At 70.3% G+C, this 16,787-nt stretch carries 15 protein-coding genes; 7 read left to right on the forward strand and 8 right to left on the reverse strand.

The window, feature by feature from the left end; all coding sequences use genetic code 11:
- Positions 1-11 precede the first annotated feature (11 nt).
- Genes metX through OCQ_RS21020 form a run of 3 tightly spaced genes read left to right on the forward strand, consistent with a single transcriptional unit; the run spans position 12 to position 2,349 of the window.
- The gene (metX, locus tag OCQ_RS21010) at positions 12-1,160 is read left to right on the forward strand and encodes a homoserine O-acetyltransferase MetX (RefSeq protein WP_009954114.1); all 1,149 of its coding nucleotides are present in this window, start codon (positions 12-14) and stop codon (positions 1,158-1,160) included.
- Positions 1,157-1,891, forward strand: coding sequence for a class I SAM-dependent methyltransferase (locus OCQ_RS21015; RefSeq protein ID WP_009954115.1), 735 nt, complete (start codon positions 1,157-1,159; stop codon positions 1,889-1,891). Before metX ends, OCQ_RS21015 begins: the two co-directional genes overlap by 4 nt.
- A gap of 23 nt (positions 1,892-1,914) precedes the next feature.
- Entirely contained in the window at positions 1,915-2,349 is a 435-nt protein-coding gene (locus tag OCQ_RS21020) for a VOC family protein (protein ID WP_014385730.1), read from the forward strand.
- A gap of 26 nt (positions 2,350-2,375) precedes the next feature.
- Here the strand turns inward: OCQ_RS21020 and OCQ_RS21025 are convergent, their stop codons facing one another.
- Positions 2,376-3,740: an HNH endonuclease signature motif containing protein gene (locus OCQ_RS21025; protein ID WP_014385731.1), complete on the reverse strand. Its 1,365-nt coding sequence runs from the start codon at positions 3,738-3,740 to the stop codon at positions 2,376-2,378.
- A 271-nt stretch (positions 3,741-4,011) separates the two neighbouring features.
- Between OCQ_RS21025 and OCQ_RS21030 the strand changes: the two genes are divergently transcribed.
- The gene (locus OCQ_RS21030) at positions 4,012-4,569 is read left to right on the forward strand and encodes a DUF732 domain-containing protein (protein ID WP_014942848.1); all 558 of its coding nucleotides are present in this window, start codon (positions 4,012-4,014) and stop codon (positions 4,567-4,569) included.
- Here the strand turns inward: OCQ_RS21030 and OCQ_RS21035 are convergent.
- The gene (locus OCQ_RS21035) at positions 4,566-4,847 is read right to left on the reverse strand and encodes a DUF3017 domain-containing protein (RefSeq protein WP_008260053.1); all 282 of its coding nucleotides are present in this window, start codon (positions 4,845-4,847) and stop codon (positions 4,566-4,568) included. The genes OCQ_RS21030 and OCQ_RS21035 overlap by 4 nt on opposite strands.
- Positions 4,844-5,689 (reverse strand): bifunctional methylenetetrahydrofolate dehydrogenase/methenyltetrahydrofolate cyclohydrolase, encoded by an 846-nt coding sequence (locus OCQ_RS21040; RefSeq protein ID WP_014385733.1) that lies wholly within the window; start codon positions 5,687-5,689, stop codon positions 4,844-4,846. Before OCQ_RS21040 ends, OCQ_RS21035 begins: the two co-directional genes overlap by 4 nt.
- Before the next feature lie 82 nt (positions 5,690-5,771).
- Here OCQ_RS21040 and OCQ_RS21045 point away from each other — a divergent pair, with 82 nt between their 5' ends.
- The 3 genes from OCQ_RS21045 to OCQ_RS21055 are packed head-to-tail and all read left to right on the forward strand — an operon-like array spanning position 5,772 to position 12,068.
- Positions 5,772-6,986 (forward strand): NADH:flavin oxidoreductase, encoded by a 1,215-nt coding sequence (locus OCQ_RS21045; protein WP_014385734.1) that lies wholly within the window; start codon positions 5,772-5,774, stop codon positions 6,984-6,986.
- Positions 6,987-7,016: 30 nt separating this feature from the next.
- Positions 7,017-9,680 carry an FHA domain-containing protein gene (locus OCQ_RS21050; protein ID WP_041785791.1) on the forward strand — a complete coding sequence of 888 codons (2,664 nt, stop codon included), beginning with the start codon at positions 7,017-7,019 and terminating at the stop codon, positions 9,678-9,680.
- Between the two features lie 36 nt (positions 9,681-9,716).
- On the forward strand, positions 9,717-12,068 hold the full coding sequence (locus OCQ_RS21055; RefSeq protein ID WP_014385736.1) for an ATP-binding cassette domain-containing protein: 2,352 nt from the start codon (positions 9,717-9,719) through the stop codon (positions 12,066-12,068).
- 3 nt (positions 12,069-12,071) lie between these two features.
- Here the strand turns inward: OCQ_RS21055 and OCQ_RS21060 are convergent, their stop codons facing one another.
- Genes OCQ_RS21060 through OCQ_RS21080 form a run of 5 tightly spaced genes read right to left on the reverse strand, consistent with a single transcriptional unit; the run spans position 12,072 to position 16,780 of the window.
- Positions 12,072-12,641: a pentapeptide repeat-containing protein gene (locus tag OCQ_RS21060; protein WP_014385737.1), complete on the reverse strand. Its 570-nt coding sequence runs from the start codon at positions 12,639-12,641 to the stop codon at positions 12,072-12,074.
- Positions 12,638-13,225 carry a GTP-binding protein gene (locus tag OCQ_RS21065; protein ID WP_008260062.1) on the reverse strand — a complete coding sequence of 196 codons (588 nt, stop codon included), beginning with the start codon at positions 13,223-13,225 and terminating at the stop codon, positions 12,638-12,640. The genes OCQ_RS21060 and OCQ_RS21065 overlap by 4 nt, the downstream gene beginning before the upstream one ends.
- Complete coding sequence (locus OCQ_RS21070) at positions 13,206-13,589, reverse strand: DUF742 domain-containing protein (protein ID WP_009956846.1); 384 nt, start codon at positions 13,587-13,589, stop codon at positions 13,206-13,208. The genes OCQ_RS21065 and OCQ_RS21070 overlap by 20 nt, the downstream gene beginning before the upstream one ends.
- Positions 13,590-13,595: 6 nt before the next feature.
- A complete protein-coding gene (locus OCQ_RS21075) occupies positions 13,596-13,997 on the reverse strand; it encodes a serine protease inhibitor (RefSeq protein WP_009956847.1) in 402 nt (133 codons plus the stop codon).
- Positions 13,994-16,780, reverse strand: coding sequence for a sensor histidine kinase (locus OCQ_RS21080; protein ID WP_014385738.1), 2,787 nt, complete (start codon positions 16,778-16,780; stop codon positions 13,994-13,996). Before OCQ_RS21080 ends, OCQ_RS21075 begins: the two co-directional genes overlap by 4 nt.
- Positions 16,781-16,787: the final 7 nt, after the last annotated feature.

Here is a 16,787-nt window from a genome sequence, read left to right on the forward strand (position 1 = left end):
AGACCGCCCCGATGACGATCCCCGACGCGCCCACCCAAACGCTGCCCGACGAAGGCGAAATCGGCTTTGTCCACATCGGCTCGCTGACCACCGAAAGCGGCGCGGTGATCGACGACGTGCACATCGCCGTGCAGCGCTGGGGCGAGTTGTCGCCCACGCGCGACAACGTGGTGGTGGTGCTGCACGCGCTGACCGGTGACTCGCACGTCACCGGCCCGGCCGGACCAGGACATCCCACCGGCGGCTGGTGGGACGGCATGGTCGGGCCGGGAGCCCCGATCGACACCGACCGGTGGTGCGCGGTGGCCACCAACGTGCTCGGCGGTTGCCGCGGCTCCACCGGGCCCAGCTCGCGGACCCGGGACGGAAAGCCTTGGGGCTCAAGGTTCCCGCGGATTTCGATCCGCGACCAGGTGGAGGCCGACATCGCCGCGCTGGCCGCGCTGGGGATCGACGAGGTCGCCGCGGTGGTCGGTGGATCCATGGGCGGCGCAAGGGCTTTGGAGTGGATGGTCGGTCACCCGGACCGGGTCCGGTCCGGGCTGCTGCTGGCGGTGGGCGCGCGCGCCACCGCCGATCAGATCGGTACCCAGTCCACGCAGATCGCGGTGATCGAGGCCGACCCGAACTGGCAGGGCGGCGACTATCACGACACCGGGCTGGCGCCCGACACCGGGCTGGCGATCGCGCGGCGCTTCGCGCACCTGACCTACCGCGGCGAGGTGGACCTGGACACCCGGTTCGCCAATGACGCGCAGGGCGACGAGGATCCCGCCGCCGGCGGCCGCTACGCGGTGCAGAGCTACCTGGAGTACCAGGGCGACAAGCTGCTCGAGCGCTTCGACGCGGGCAGCTACGTGGTATTGACCGAGGCGCTGAACACTCACGACGTCGGCCGTGGCCGCGGCGGGGTGGCCAAGGCGCTGCGCGGCTGCCCGGTGCCGGCGGTGGTGGGCGGCATCACATCCGACCGGCTCTACCCGCTGCGTCTGCAGGAGGAGTTGGCCGAGCACCTGCCGGGCTGCACCGCTTTGCAGGTGGTCGACTCCCTCTGCGGGCACGACGGCTTCCTGGTGGAATCCGACGCGGTGGGCGAATTGATCCGCAAGACACTGGTTTTGGCCGGCGCGGACAGCAGGGAAGGCACGTCGCAACGGTGACCCGCTCGCGGCACGACCGCTCCTTGTCATTCGGCTCGGCGGCCGCGGCCTATGAGCGTGGCCGCCCGTCCTATCCCCCGGAAGCGATCGACTGGCTGTTGCCGGTCGGCGCGCGCCAGGTGCTCGACCTGGGGGCGGGCACCGGCAAGCTGACGACCCGGCTGGTGGAGCGCGGCCTGGACGTCGTGGCCGTCGATCCGATCCCGGACATGCTGGAGGTGCTGCGGACCTCGCTGCCCGAGACCCGCGCCCTGCTGGGCACGGCCGAAGAGATTCCGTTGGAAGACAACAGCGTTGACGTGGTGCTGGTGGCCCAGGCCTGGCATTGGGTGGACCCCGAGCGCGCGATACCCGAGGTGGCCCGCGTGCTACGGCCGGGCGGGCGGCTGGGCCTGGTGTGGAACACCCGCGACGAACGGCTCGGCTGGGTGCGCGAACTGGGCCGGATCATCGGCAGCGACGGCGACGGCGGCCGCACCCAGGTGCAGCTGCCCGAGCCGTTCACCGACCTCGCGCAGCATCGGGTCGAGTGGACGAGTTACCTTACGCCGCAAGCATTGATCGACCTCGTCGCGTCGCGCAGCTACTGCATCACCTCGCCGACCGAGGTTCGCTCCAGAACGCTCGACGAGGTGCGCCAGTTGCTGGCCACCCATCCGGCCCTGGCGAATGCGACCGGGCTGGCGCTGCCCTATATCACCATGTGCACCCGGGCGACGCTGGCCGGCTGAGCGCCCGCGTAGTGTCTCGTCGCATGGAGCAGCGACTGAGTCTCATCACCCTGGGCGTTGCCGATCTGGACCGCGCCCGCCGCTTCTATGAGCGCCTGGGCTGGCACGGTCAAGTGGTGCAGGAGACCGTCTTCTTTCAGGCGGGCGGCATCGCGGTGAGTCTGTGGGCGCGAGAGAAGCTTTCGGCCGATCTCGGCATCGCCGATCAAGGCGATGACGGTTTCGGCGGCATCGCCTTGGCTCACAACGTGCGGTCGCGCGCCGAAGTGGACGAGATCCTGGCCGCGGCAACAGATGCCGGAGCCACCATCACCCGCGCCGCTGCCGAAACGTTCTACGGCGGGTATGCGGGCGCGTTCCGCGATCCCGATGGTCACGCATGGGAGATCGCCCACAACCCCGGGTTCGCGCTAGCCGACGACGGCGCGATCACAGTGCCCGACTTCTCGGAAGCCTGATCCGTCGTTCAAGTACCCCAGCCCGGTTACCACCCGTCATCGTCGTCGTCACGCAGTAGTTTCTCCGGATGGTGGAAGGTGTTGGTGCGTGGCCGATTACGCTCGAGGTGGGGTGGTGGTTTCCATTCGGTCTCGCCCTTGGCGTTCTTGCGGGTGGTCCAGCCGCCGGGGTCGAGCATGCGGTGATGCGGGCCGCAGGCGAAGGTGAGGTCGTTGATGTCGGTGCTGTGGCAGGTGGCGTAGTCGGTGGTGTGGTGGACTTCGCAGTAATAGCCCGACACGGTGCAGCCCGGGGCGGTGCAGCCGCGGTCCTTCGCATACAACACAATTCGCTGCCCCGGGGAGGCCAGCCGCTTGGTGTGATACAACGCCAGGGCCTTGCCCTTATCGAAAATCGCCAAGTAGTGATGCGCGTGGCGGCCCAGGCGGATCACCTCACTCATCGGCAGGATGGTGCCCCCACCGGTCAGGGCCCGCCCGGCGGCGGCCTCCAACTCGGCCAGGGTAGTGGTGACGATGATCGAGGCCGGTAACCCGTTGTGCTGACCCAACTCCCCGGAGGCCAACAGCCCACGCAGCCCGGCCAGCAGGGCGTCGTGGCCGCGCTGAGCCTTCGAACGCGTATCACCGTCGATGGCGGCCTGGCTGGGCGTCCCCTCCACGCACGGGATGTCGTCGAGAGGGTTGCACATGCCCGGGGCGCCGAGTTTGGCTTCCACGGCTTCGAAGGTGGCGCGTAGTTCGGGGGTGATCAGGCCCCGCAGCTCCGACATGCCGTCGGCTTGTTGGTTGCCCAGGGTCACCCCGCGGCTACGGGCGCGGTCCTCGTCGGTGAACGTGCCATCGGGGTTAAGCGCATCGGTGAGCCCGCGGGCCAATTCTTTGAGGTGTTCGGGACCGAACTGGGTGCCGAACCCGGCCAGTTGGGCTTCGGCGAACTCACGGGCCGCAGCGCTCACCCAGCCGGGAAGTTGGTGGTAGAACTTGCGGATCACGGCCACCTGACCCGCGCCCAGGTCTCCGGCGCGCTGGGCGGCGGCCGTCGCGGCCAAGGCGGGCGGCAAGGGTTCACCGGTCAGTCCATGGCGGGGTCCCAGGTCGCGGGCTTCCTGGATACGCCGAGACGCTTCGTGACGGCTGATCAGGGTGCGTTCCGTCAAAGCATGGGACAAGCCGCCGCCCAGATCCTGGGACGGGACTTGGCGGGCCAGCGAATTGAGCAGCGGATACTCGATGACCGGAATGCGCCGGCGCAGCCTCTCACAGCGCTCCAACACCGCCAGCTGCTGCTGCACGGTCAACGCGTCGAGCACCAACGCACACGCGCGGTCCACCTCAGCATCGAGCGCGTCGAACACCGCGTCGACATCGGGCAGACCAGTGGAACTCACACCGCCAAACTATCGACACACACCGACAAAAATCGGCTCTGAGGCCGCCCTAGATTCACACTCGCGCAATTGGTTTCGAAAAATCCCATCCCGAGAACAAGGCCGATCCTCCGGCTGCTCAATAAGCCACATCGCGAACACAACGACCTCACGAAACGCTTATTGTGCGAACCTTTACCCCACCGTTTCGTAAACGTGACAGTGATAGATCAGAGTTCGTAGGCGTGATTCGAGTGCCGTCGGTGCACTCCATGCGGACGGGGAGGCTGGCGTGAAGGCACTTGCACGAACTCATCAATGGATCTGGGTCTTGCGCCAACAGCCCCTCACCATTCGCCTGCTCGCCGCGGCCGCCGGCCTGCTCACCGTGGCCTCGGCCTTTGCGGCGCCGGCCGAAGCGGAGGGCAACGGCGACGACTTCATCGACGCGCTCAATCACGCCGGCATCGACTTCGGCGAACCCGGAAACGCGATGGCCGTAGGCGAGTCGATCTGCCCGATGCTCGCGCAGCCGGGCGGCAGCTTCGCCGGGGCAGCGTCCAGCATCTCCGGCCGTGGCATGTCCCCGCAGATGGCGAGCATGTTCACCACGATCGCGATCCAGACGTACTGCCCCCAGGAGATGGCGAACATCGCCAGCGGCAACCTGTCCGGCGCCATGCCGCAGGTTCCGGGAATGCCCGGCCAGATCCCGGGAATGGGGGGCCAGATCCCGGGCATGGGGGGCCAGATCCCGGGCATGGGTGGCCAGGTCCCCGGAATGACGGGCCAAATCCCGGGCATGGCCGGCCAGATGCCGGGACAGATTCCGGCGCTGCCGAGTTACTAGACGGTGCCCAGCGGGTCGATCGTCCAGGCGATGTAATCCATCGCCGCCCCGACCGCCGCGGTGGTGATGAAGTCGATTCCCTTGCCGCGCACCACCAATAGGCCGGCCCGCTCCTCGGATAGCACCAATCGCAGCAGCGCGGCCACGCCCACACCGATGCCGATCAACAGCGAGCCCCGCCGCCAGAAGTTGGCTCCCACCAATACCAGTGCCGCGGCAAAGATCAAGCCCACCAACAGAATCGGCCACTGGGCTCGCAGCACGGTCCGCGCGGTCATTCCCGTTCGGCCAGCTCGACGACGTTGGTCAGCAGGAACGCCCGGGTCAAGGGGCCCACGCCGCCCGGGTTGGGCGATACGTGCCCGGCCACGTCCCACACGTCGGGATGCACGTCGCCGACGAGTCCGTCGTCGGTCCGGCTCACCCCGACGTCGAGCACCGCGGCGCCGGGACGCACCATGTCGGCGGTCAGCAGGTGCGGGACCCCGACGGCGGCCACGATGATGTCGGCCTGTTTGGTCAACGCCTGCAGGTCGCGAGTTCCGGTGTGGCACAACGTCACCGTCGCGTTCTCCGAACGGCGGGTCAGCAGCAGCCCCAACGGGCGACCGACAGTCACACCGCGGCCGATGACGACCACGTGCGCCCCGGCGATCTCGACGTCGTAGCGGCGCAGCAGGTGCACGATGCCGCGCGGCGTGCACGGCAGCGGGGCAGGGTTGTTGAGCACCAGCCGGCCCAGATTGGTCGGGTGCAGCCCGTCGGCGTCCTTGTTCGGGTCGACGCGCTCCAGCGCCGCGTTCTCGTCCAGGTGCTTGGGCAGCGGCAACTGCACGATGTAGCCGGTGCAGTCGGGGTTAGCGTTGAGCTCGTCGATGGTCTCGTTGAGCGTGGCGGTGCTGATGTCGGCGGGCAGGTCGCGGCGGATCGAGGTGATCCCGACCTTGGCGCAGTCGGCGTGTTTACCCCGCACGTACGCCTGGGAGCCCGGGTCGTCGCCCACCAGGATGGTGCCCAAACCGGGGGTGCGTCCCGATGCGGTCAATACGGCCACGCGCTGCTTGAGGTCGACGAAGATCTCGTCCCGGGTGGCCTTGCCGTCCAGCGTGATTGCTCCCACGCTGACAGTCTGGCAGATCTCGATGATGGCGACCCGCCGCGCCCGGCTACGCCGCGCTCGCGATCGCCATTAGGCTCCCGGTATGTCTACCCCTCCGGACGTCTTCAGCCCCGCGAAGCTCGGTCCGATAACGCTGCGTAACCGCACCATCAAGTCAGCCACGTTCGAGGCGCGCACGCCCGAGGCGCTGGTGACCGACGACCTCATCGAATACCACCGGCTGCCGGCCGCCGGCGGGGTCGGCATGACGACCGTCGCCTACTGCGCCGTCTCCCCCGGCGGTCGCACCGAGGGCAACGGCATCTGGATGCGGCCCGAGGCCGTGCCCGGGTTCCGGCGGCTCACCGACGCGATCCACGCCGAGGGCGCGGCGGTCAGCGCGCAGATCGGCCACGCCGGCCCGGTCGCCAACGCCAAGTCCAACAAGGCGAAGGCGCTGGCGCCGGTCCGATTCTTCAACCCGATCGGTATGCGGTTCGCCAAGAAGGCCACCCGTGAGGATATCGACGACGTCATCGAAGGCCACGCGAACGCCGCCCGGCTGGCCATCGAAGCGGGCTTCGACGCCGTCGAAATCCACCTGGGCCACAACTACTTGGCGAGTTCGTTCCTGTCCCCGCTGATCAATCGCCGCGACGACGAATTCGGCGGATCGCTGCAGAACCGGGCGAAGGTCGCCCGCGGGATGGTGATGGCCGTCCGCCGCGCGGTCGAAAAGGAAGGCACGCCGATCGCGGTGACCGCCAAGCTGAACATGGCCGACGGCGTTCGCGGCGGCATCAGCACCGACGAATCGCTGACCACCGCCAAGTGGCTGGAAGAGGACGGTGGGCTCGACGCGATCGAACTGACCGCGGGCAGCTCGCTGGTCAATCCGATGTACCTGTTCCGCGGCGACGCGCCGCTCAAGCAGTTCGCTGGCGCGTTCAAGCCGCCGCTGCGCTGGGGCATGCGCATGACGGGCAAGAAGTTCCTGCGCGAATACCCCTACCGCGAGGCCTATTTATTGCGCGACGCCAAGCTGTTTCGCGCCGAGTTGAAGATGCCGTTGATCCTGCTCGGCGGCATCACCAACCGCGAGACGATGGACCTGGCGATGGCCGAGGGTTTCGAGTTCGTCGCGATGGCCCGCGCGCTGCTCGCCGAGCCTGACCTGATCAACCGGATCGCCGCCGAGGACGCCCAGCACCGGGTGCACTCCGCCTGCACGCACTGCAATCAGTGCATGCCGACGATCTACAGCCGGACGCACTGCGTCGTGACCGGCGCGCCCGACGCCGCGGCCGCTCCACGCTGATCCACAGGGCCGCAAGCTACAGTTGTGGCGATGTCAGCACCAGCCCCGCCAGCGCTAACCGTCCATCACGAAGGGTCCGAACGTACCTTCGCAGCCGGCCACGATGTGGTCGTCGGGCGCGATCTGCGGGCCGACATGCGCATCACGCATCCGCTGATTTCGCGGGCCCACCTGTTGCTGCGTTTCGACCAGGGCAAGTGGCTGGCCATCGACAACGGTTCGCTCAACGGAACTTTCGTTAACGGCCGGCGCGTGCCCGTCGTCGAGATCCACGACGGGCAGACCCTCAACATCGGCAACCCCGACGGGCCGCTGCTGACGTTCGACGTCGGCCGCCACCAAGGCATGGCCGGGCGCCCGCCCAAGACCGAATCGATGAACATCCCGGTGGCGGCCCCGCCGCAGCCGGCGGCGTGGTCGGCGCAACCGGGCCCGCCCGTCGCCGCTCCACCCGGGCCGCCGCCGCCTCCAGCCGGGCGCACGCCCAACTGGGCGGCGCCGCCGCGGCGGCCGCAGCCCGCTCCCCGGCCCGGCCCGGCGGGCCAAACCATGTACGGCGCCGGCGGTGGGCGACCGCCCGCCTACCCGCCCGCCGCGCCACCCCCGCCGCACAATTCCCCCCTGCAAGCACCCGTCCACAGCCCCCCGCCGGCGCAGCACATCCCCGCGCCCACCCGGGCCGCACCCGCCAACGCCAAGCCGCCCGAGGTGGCGAACCTGGCGACCAAGATGTTCCAGGCGCTGCGGCCGTCGCGGTCCGGCGCGATCCAGAAACCGGCCGGGTCGCAAACCATCGGGCGGGCCACCGACAACGACATCGTCATCCAGGACGTGCTCGCCTCGCGCCATCACGCGTTCTTGATCCAGACGCCGCTGGGCACCGAGATCCGCGACGCGCACAGCGTGAACGGCACCTTCGTCAACGGCGTCCGGGTCGGGTCCGCGGTGTTGACCGAGGGCGACGTGGTCACCATCGGCAACGTCGACCTGGTGTTCACGGGCGACGGCCTGGTCCGGCGCACCGAGGCGGCGACGCGGACCGGCGGCCTGGAGGTCAACTCCGTCTGCTACACCGTCGACCACGGCAAGCAGTTGCTCGACCACATCTCACTGACCGCCCGGCCCGGGACACTCACGGCCATCATCGGCGGTTCGGGCGCCGGGAAGACCACGCTGTCGCGGCTGATCGTCGGCTACACCAGCCCCACGTCGGGCACGGTGACCTTCGAGGGCCACAACATCCACACCGAGTACGCGTCCATGCGCAGCAGGATCGGGATGGTCCCCCAGGACGACGTCGTGCACCGCCAGCTCACGGTCAACCAGGCCCTCAACTACGCCGCCGAACTGCGCCTGCCGCCCGACACCAGCAAAGAGGAACGCGCCCGCGTCGTCGCCCAGGTGCTCGAGGAACTCGACATGACCCAGCACGCCGAGACGCGGGTCGACAAGCTCTCGGGCGGCCAGCGCAAGCGCGCCTCGGTCGCGCTCGAGCTGCTCACCCAGCCGTCGCTGCTGCTGCTCGACGAGCCGACGTCCGGGCTGGACCCGGCGCTGGACCGCCAGGTCATGCTGATGCTGCGCCAGCTCGCCGACGCGGGCCGCGTGGTGCTGGTGGTGACCCACTCGGTGTCCTACCTGGACGTGTGCGACCAGATCCTGCTGGTCGCGCCCGGCGGCAAGACCGCGTTCTGCGGGCCACCCGACCAGGTCGAGGCGGCCATGGGCACCCGCAATTGGGCCGACATCTTCGCCAAGGTGGGCGCCGACCCGGACGAGGCCAACCGGCGCTTCAAGGAGCGCAATCAGCAGTCGTCGCAGCCGCCGACCCCGCAGAGCCCGGCGGACCTGGGCGAACCACCCCAAACCAACCTGTGGCGGCAGCTGTCCACGATCGCGCGCCGCCAGGTTCGCCTCGTCGTGTCCGACCGTGGCTACACGATCTTCCTGGCGATCCTGCCGTTCCTCATCGGCGCGTTGTCGCTGACGGTTAAGGGCCCGCACCCCGGCCTCGGGCCGGCCGACCCGATGGGCCCCGCACCCACCCAGCCGCAGTACATCATGGTGCTGCTCAACATCGGCGCCGTCTTCATGGGCACCGCGCTGACCATCCGGGATCTCATCGGCGAGCGCGCCATCTTCAAGCGGGAGCAGGCCGTCGGCCTGTCGACCACCGCCTATCTGTTGGCCAAGATCGCGGTGTTCTGCGTCTTCGCCACGGGCCAGGCGGCGATCGCGACCATCATCGTGCGGCTGGGGAAGGGCGCGCCGACCGCGCACCCGCAGTTCTTCGGCAACTCCACCTTCTCGCTGTTCGTCACCGTCGCGGGCACCTGTGTGGCCTCGGCCATGCTCGGCCTGCTGCTGTCCGCCCTGGCGCAGTCCAACGAGCAGATCATGCCGCTGCTGGTGGTGTCGATCATGTCGCAGCTGGTGTTCTCCAGCGGGATGATCCCGGTGTATCAGCGCATCGGGCTGGAACAGCTGGCGTGGTTGACGCCCGCCCGCTGGGGCTACGCGGCGGGCGCGTCCTCGATCGACTTCCCGTCGCTGGTGAAGGTCAAGCAGATCCCCACCAACGACCCGATCTGGCAGCACTCGAAACACATCTTCGTCTTCGACATGGCCATGCTCGCGCTGCTCTCGATCGCCTACACCGGCATCGTGCGCTGGCACATCCGGCTGAAACGCTGAGGCGGCTCTCAGGCGGCGACCCTAATCTGGGATGCGATGACCCGACCTGCCCAGCCCCTGCTGACGGCGCGATCCGAGCACTCGCAGGGCAGCTTCACCGCCGGCCGCGACGTCGTCGTCGGCAACGACCTGCGCGCCGACCTGCGGGTCGCGCACCCGTTGATCGCCCGCGCGCACCTGCTGTTGCGCTTCGATCGGGGCCGGTGGCTCGCGGTCGACAACAACACGCTCAACGGCGTCTACCTCGACGGCCGGCGGGTGCCGGTCGTCGACATCCGCGACGGCCAGAGCATCAACATCGGCAAGCCCGACGGCCCGCGGATCACCTTCGAACTGGGACGCCCGCCGGCACGCTCCTTTCGGCGCAGGGACGCCGGGCGCACCGCGCCGCAGCCGCCGGCCGACGCCGGGGAGTTCCCCACCACCCGGGTCGCCGTCGCGGGACCCGAAGGCGATCGCCGGCCGGTGACCGGGCGGGCCGCCTGGATCGGCCGCGCGCTCGACAACGACATCGTCATCCACGACGTGCTGGCCTCGCGCCGCCACGCCTTCTTGACGCCGACACCGGCCGGCCCCGAGATCCGCGACGCGAACAGCAGCAACGGCACCTTCGTCAACGGGGTCAGGGTCACCTCGGCGGCGCTGTCCGAGGGCGACGTGGTGACGATCGGCAACGTCGACCTGGTGTTGCGCGGCGGCGCGCTGGTTCGCCTGCAGGAGGCGGCGACCCGCGCCGGCGGCCTCGAGGTGCGCGAGGTCAACTTCGCCATCGGTGACAAGCGCCTGCTGGAACGGATCTCGCTAACCGCCCGCCCCGGCACACTGACCGCGCTCATCGGCGGCTCCGGCGCGGGCAAGACGACGCTGTCGCGGCTGATCGCCGGGTACGCCACCCCGACGTCGGGCTCGGTCACCTTCGAGGGCCACGACATTCACACCGAGTACGCGTCGCTGCGCACCCGGATCGGGATGGTCCCCCAAGACGACGTCGTGCACCGGCAGCTCACGGTCAGCCAGGCCCTCGGATACGCCGCCGAGCTGCGCCTGCCGCCGGACACCAGCAAAGCCGACCGGGGCCGGGTCGTCGCCGAGGTCCTCGACGAGCTCGGCCTGACCGAGCACGCGAACACCCGGGTCGACAGGCTGTCCGGCGGGCAGCGCAAGCGCGCGTCGGTGGCGCTCGAGCTGCTCACCGGGCCGTCGCTGCTGATCCTCGACGAACCCACGTCGGGCCTGGACCCCGCGCTGGATCTGCAGGTCATGACGATGCTGCGGCAACTCGCCGACGCCGGCCGCGTCGTGCTGGTGGTGACGCACTCGCTGACCTACCTCGACGTCTGCGACCAGGTGTTGCTGATGGCGCCGGGCGGCAAGACGGCGTTCCTGGGTCCGCCCGCCCGGATCGGTCCCGCCATGGGAACCACCAACTGGGCGCACATCTTCGCGAAGGTGGGCGCCGACCCGGACGAGGCCAATCGCCGCTTTCTGGCCCAGAACAGACCGCCGCCCCCGCGGCGGACCCAGGCGCCGGCCGAGCTCGGCGCGCCGCCACGCACCAGCAAGCGCCACCAGTTCTCCACCATCGCGCGCCGACAGGTCCGGCTGGTGGTGTCCGACCGCGCCTATTTCGTGTTCCTGGCCGTGCTGCCGTTCGTCATGGGCGCGCTGTCGCTGACCGTTCCCGGCAGCGCCGGCTTCGGCTACGCCGACCCGGCCGGCGAGTCGGCGGGCGAGGCCGGGATGATCCTGACCCTGCTCACCATGGCGGCCGCGTTCATGGGCACCGCGCTGACCATCCGCGACCTCATCGGCGAGCGGCCGATCTTCCGGCGCGAACAGGCCGTCGGCCTGTCGACCACCGCGTACCTGCTGGCCAAGGTCGCGGTGTTCTGCGGGTTCGCCGTCGCCCAGGCGGCCATCGCCACCGCCATCGTGGTGCTGGGCAAGGGGCCGCCGACGCGACCAGCGGTGCTGCTCGGTCCCTCTAGCTCGGCGGCCACCGTCGAGCTGTTCGTCGCCGTGGCGGCGACGTGTGTGGCCGCGGCGATGCTGGGCCTGCTGCTCTCGGCGCTCGCCCGCACGGGCGAGCAGGTGATGCCGATGCTGGTGGTGTCGCTGATGATGCAGATGGTGCTCTGCGGTGGGATGGTGCCGGTCACCGACCGGATCCTTCTGGACCAGGCGTCCTGGCTGATGCCGTCGCGGTGGGGATACGCCGCGCAAGGGTCGACCGTCGACCTGTGGGCGGTCTCGCCCGGCCCGCAAAGTCCCCGGGACAGCCATTTCCAGCACGCGCCGGCGGCCTGGCTGCTCGACATGGGCATGCTCGCGGCGCTCTCGGTCGGCTATGGCGCGCTGGTGCGCTGGCGCATCCGGCTCGCGCGCTGAACCTCAGCCGTCGTCGTGCGGGCCCCCATCCAGTCGAAGCCCGTGCGCCAGCGCGAAGGCCACCGCCTGGTCGACGTCGACGCGGGCGCCGGCCAGCGACGCGGTCGTCCACAACCCGGGGTCGGCGGTGGTGCCGCGCAGATCGGCGCCGTCGAGCCGGGCGCCGGCGGTCCGCGCGCCACGCAGGTCCGCGCCGCGCAGCACGGCCTTGCGCAGGTCGGCCTCCACCAGGCTGGCCTCCCGCAGCCGGCAGCCGCTGAAGTCGACGCCCCGCAGGTCGATGCCGGCGAGCACGGCGAGCGTGAAATCCACCTCGTCGAACGTGATCGGCCGCAGCCGGCACTGCACGAACACCGACCCCAGCATCGAGCATTGGGCAAAAGAGCTGTGCCACAACGACGTCCGGTGAAACGAGCAGTTGCGGAAGGCCGAGCCGCGGTGCTGCGACTCGGCCAGGTTGGCGCCGCTGAAATTGCATTCGGTGAACACGGTCCGCTCGGTCCGCAAGCGGCTCAGGTCTTCGTCGGTGAAGTCGTGGCCGTCGAACTCGCGGTCGACCCACTCCTCGCTCAATTGGGCGTCAGGGTGGCCAGGGCGTATTCGCTGACCGCGATCAAGGCGTCGGTCGCCGACCGGCGATCGCGGGCGTCGACCGTGATCACCGGGATGTGCGGGGGCAGGGTCAGCGCTTCGCGCACCTCGGCGACCGGGTAGCGCGGGGCCCCGTCGAACTCGTTGACCGCGACCAGGAACGGCAGGTTGCGGTGCTCGAAGAAGTCCACGGCGGCGAAGCTGTCCTGCAGGCGCCGGCAGTCGACCAGCACCACCGCCCCGATGGCGCCGCGGACCAGGTCGTCCCACATGAACCAGAAGCGGCGCTGCCCCGGCGTGCCGAACAGGTAGAGCACCAGGTCTTCGGCCAGGGTGATCCGGCCGAAGTCCATCGCGACGGTGGTGGTCCGCTTGTCCGGGGTGGCCTCGAGGGCGTCGACGCCGGTCGAGGCGTCGGTCAGCATCGCCTCGGTGCGCAGCGGCATGATCTCCGACACCGCCCCGACGAAGGTGGTCTTGCCGGCGCCGAATCCGCCGGCGATCACGATCTTCGTCGACGCGTGCGCGCCGGAATCTTGCTGCACCTCAGAGTGCGCGTAAGCCACGCAGGGTCCTTCCTATGAGTTCGTGACGCTCATCTCGGGTCGAACGCTCGGACAACGTCCTGTGCACCCGAAGGTAGCCGGACAGCACCAGATCCCCGACGAGGACGCGCGCGACGCCGAGCGGCAGGTCCAGCCGGGCCGAAATTTCGGCGACCGACGGGCTCGGCGGGCCCTGGCCGCACAGCTGGATGATTCTGCCCCGCGCGTCGTTGGGCGGATACCGGTGGGGGGCGCCGGGCTGCAGAGTCTGCAGCGGCGCCTCCAGGGGGAGCTCGACGTTGGTGTCGGTCCGGCCGGACGTCAGGGTGTACGGGCGGACCAGGTTCCCCTTACGGTGTGCGGGCCAGCTCTCGGGGGTGTCCATCGCGGCTCACGAGTGGGCGGCGGACCGGCGGGTCGACTGCACCACGCCCCCGACCCGTTCGACGAGGACGGCCATCTCGTAGCCGATCTGACCGATGTCGCACGACGTCACGGCGAGCGTCGCGAGATGCGAGCCATCCCCGACGCGCATCAACAGCAGGTAGCCGTTGGCCATCTCGACGACCGACTGCAGCACCTGCCCGCCCTCGAACAGCTGCGCGGCGCCGGTCGCCAGGCTGGCCAGCCCGGAGGCGACGGCGGCCAGCTGGTCGGCGCGTTCCCTGGGCAGGTGCTCGCTGGCGGCGATGGGCAGCCCGTCGACGGACACCAGCAGCGCGTGCGCGACGCCGGGGACCTCGCGGGCGAACCTGGTCACCAGCCAGTCCAGTGAGTTGTCGGGGGAGGTCATTGTTCGTCGGGTCCTTGCTCCGTGTCACGGGCATGCGAGCGTCCGCTGCGCACGCCGCCGAAATGGTTGCTGAACGAGGCGCGCACCGCCTCGGGGTCGCGGGTGACGGCCGCGTGCTGCGGCTCCCGGTGCGATCTGCCGTTCTGGCCGTGCTCGGGCTCGTCCCGTTCGGCCAGACCCGTTGCGTTGGCGCCGCCGGGCACCAGCCGGGCGCCGGGCGTGCGCACCGGCAGGCCGTGGTCGGTGGTGTGCGACTCGACGGGCTTGTCCTCGGCGGCCGCCGCCAGGGTCCAGCCGCGGTCCCATACCGACTGCCAGTCCAGGTCGGGGCTGTTGACCAGGTCGTGCGGGTCGCCCAGCATCTCCGAGAGCATCCGCCGGTAGATGACGTCATCGTCGGTCGCCGGGTCGGCGGGCTTGTCTTGCCGGGGTTCGCGGGGCCGGGCGGCGAAGAAGGCCGAGGTGTCCGATGCCGCCCGCACCGGCGGAGCCGGCGCCGGTTCGGGCGCGGGCTCCGGCGCGGGCGTGGGCTGCGGTGGTGGCTTCGGTGCGGCCTCGGGCCTGGCGGCCGGCGCGGCCTGGGGCGCGTTTTCCCACCAGGGGGTCGCGAGCTCGCGGCGCCGCCGCGGGGGCGGTGGTTCGGCGGGCGGGGTCGGGACGTCGGTGATGCCGCTGGAACCCGGGTTGCGGCGCGGCAGCAGGGTGACCGACGGCCCGGGCGCGGGCGGGGCGTTGCGGGCCGCCGGCTCGCGCGTGCCGTCGTGCCGCCGCGCGTCGTCGGCGGGCGGGGGCGCGGCGATCGCGCTGGCGAGTTTGGCGCTCGGAGACGACACCGCCCGAATGTGCCGGGGCGCAGCCGATTCCGCGGCGGCCAGGCCGGTGAGGACCGTCGGCGGCAGGTAGATCTCGGCGGTGGTGCCCGTACCCGTCTCGTTGGCCGCGGGGCCGCGCAGCCCCACCCGGATGCCGTGCCGGCCCGCGATCCGGCCCACCACGAACAGCCCCATGTGGCGCGCGTTGTCGGGGCTGACGTCGCCGCCGGCCTGCAGGCGCATGTTGGCGATGCGGCGGTCGGCGTCGTTCATCCCCAGACCGGAGTCGGCGATCCGCACCACGACCCCGCCGTCACCGCCGCGGGACGCCGAGACCCGCACCGACGTCGTCGGCGGCGAGTAGCGCAGGGCGTTGTCGATCAGCTCGGCGAACAGGTGGATGGCGCCGCCCGCGGCCGCGCCCACCAGCGCGCACTCGGGCAGCCCGGCGATCTCGACGCGGCGATAGTCCTCGACCTCGGATACCGCGGCGTTGATCACCGTGGCCAGCGGCACCGGGTCGCGCTGGTCGCGCGCGAGCTGCGCGCCGGCCAGCACCAGCAGGTTGGCGCTGTTGCGGCGCAGCCGGGCGGCCAGGTGGTCCAGCCGGAACAGGCTGTCGAGGCGTTCGGGGTTCTCCTCGTTGCGCTCCAGCCGGTCGATGAGCGCCAGCTGCTGGTCGACCAGCGACCGGCTGCGCCGCGACATGGTCTCGAACATGTCGTTGACCAGCAGCCGCAACCGCGCCTCGTCGCCGGCCAGCAGCAGGGCCTGGGTGTGCAGTTCGTCGACGGCGTGGGCGACCTGACCGATCTCCTCGGTCGTGTAGACCGGCAGCGGCGTCGGAATCGGTTCGGCCCCACCGGCTTTCACCCGGGCGACCTCCTCCTCGAGATCGGTGTGGGCGACCTTGAGCGCGCCGTCGCGCAGGATGCGCAGCGGCCGCACCAACGCGCGCGCCACCAGCAGCACCACGACCAGAGCGATGACGATCGCCGCCAGCACCAACACGGTGTCGAGGATCGCGGCGCTGCGCCGGTCGGCGGCCTGGGCGTGCACCGCCTTGGTCACTGAGGCGGTGACGTTCTTGATGACCTGGTCGGCGATGTCGTCGGTGGCTTGGACGGACCGCAGCAGGTCCGCGTTGTCGACGAGCACGCTGGCCGGGTCGGACATGATCGCCATCCGGGCCACCATCTGCTGTTGCAGCGTCTTGGCCTCGGGCGATCCCGCCCCGAGCACTTCGCTCATGCCGAACAGCGTCGACGGTTCGGTGCCCGCCAGGGTGGCCATCGAGGTGCGCAGCTGCGGCTCGGGCAGTTCGGCCCCGCGGGTGATGAGGATCTTCTGCATCGTCATCTGCCCGCGCGCGCCGACCGCCCGGCTCAACCCCTGCGCCTGGGCGCGGATGTGCTCGTCGTCGACCCGCACCGAGGCGTTGATGACGTCTTCGGCCGTCAACAGGATCGGCGCGTACAGGGTCACCCGCTCCCGCAGACCGAGGCCGCTGTCAGACGCCTTGCTCACCAGCATCTGGCCGGCGTCGAGCAGCGTGTTGACGCCCGATCGGACATCGTCGGTGACGTCGGTGTCGGCCAGCCGGCCCTGCAGTTCGCCTTTGCGGGCCTCGTAGTTCTTTTTGGCGCCCTCGACGTCGCGCCCGGCGGAGCCGGCCTGCAGCGCGACGTCCAGGGCCGACATGTATTTGGTGATCACCGGGACCACGTCGGCGCGGGTGGCGGCCAGTTTCAGGCGCGCCGCGCTGTCCATCGCGGTGTCGATGCGAAGCACACCGAAAACCGTCACCAAGATCAGCGGCACCAGCACGATCGCCAGCACCTTCCAACCGACCGGCCAGTTGCTCAGCGACCAGGCGGGCGGGCGTTTGGCCGCCGCGTCGGCGCCGGGAACCGGTGCGGGCGGGGCGGCATCCGCCTCGGCCGCGCCGGCCGGGCGGGCGAACATGGTCACGTCATCG

This window comes from Mycobacterium paraintracellulare (assembly GCF_000276825.1).
GTDB classification, from domain to species: Bacteria; Actinomycetota; Actinomycetes; order Mycobacteriales; family Mycobacteriaceae; genus Mycobacterium; species Mycobacterium intracellulare.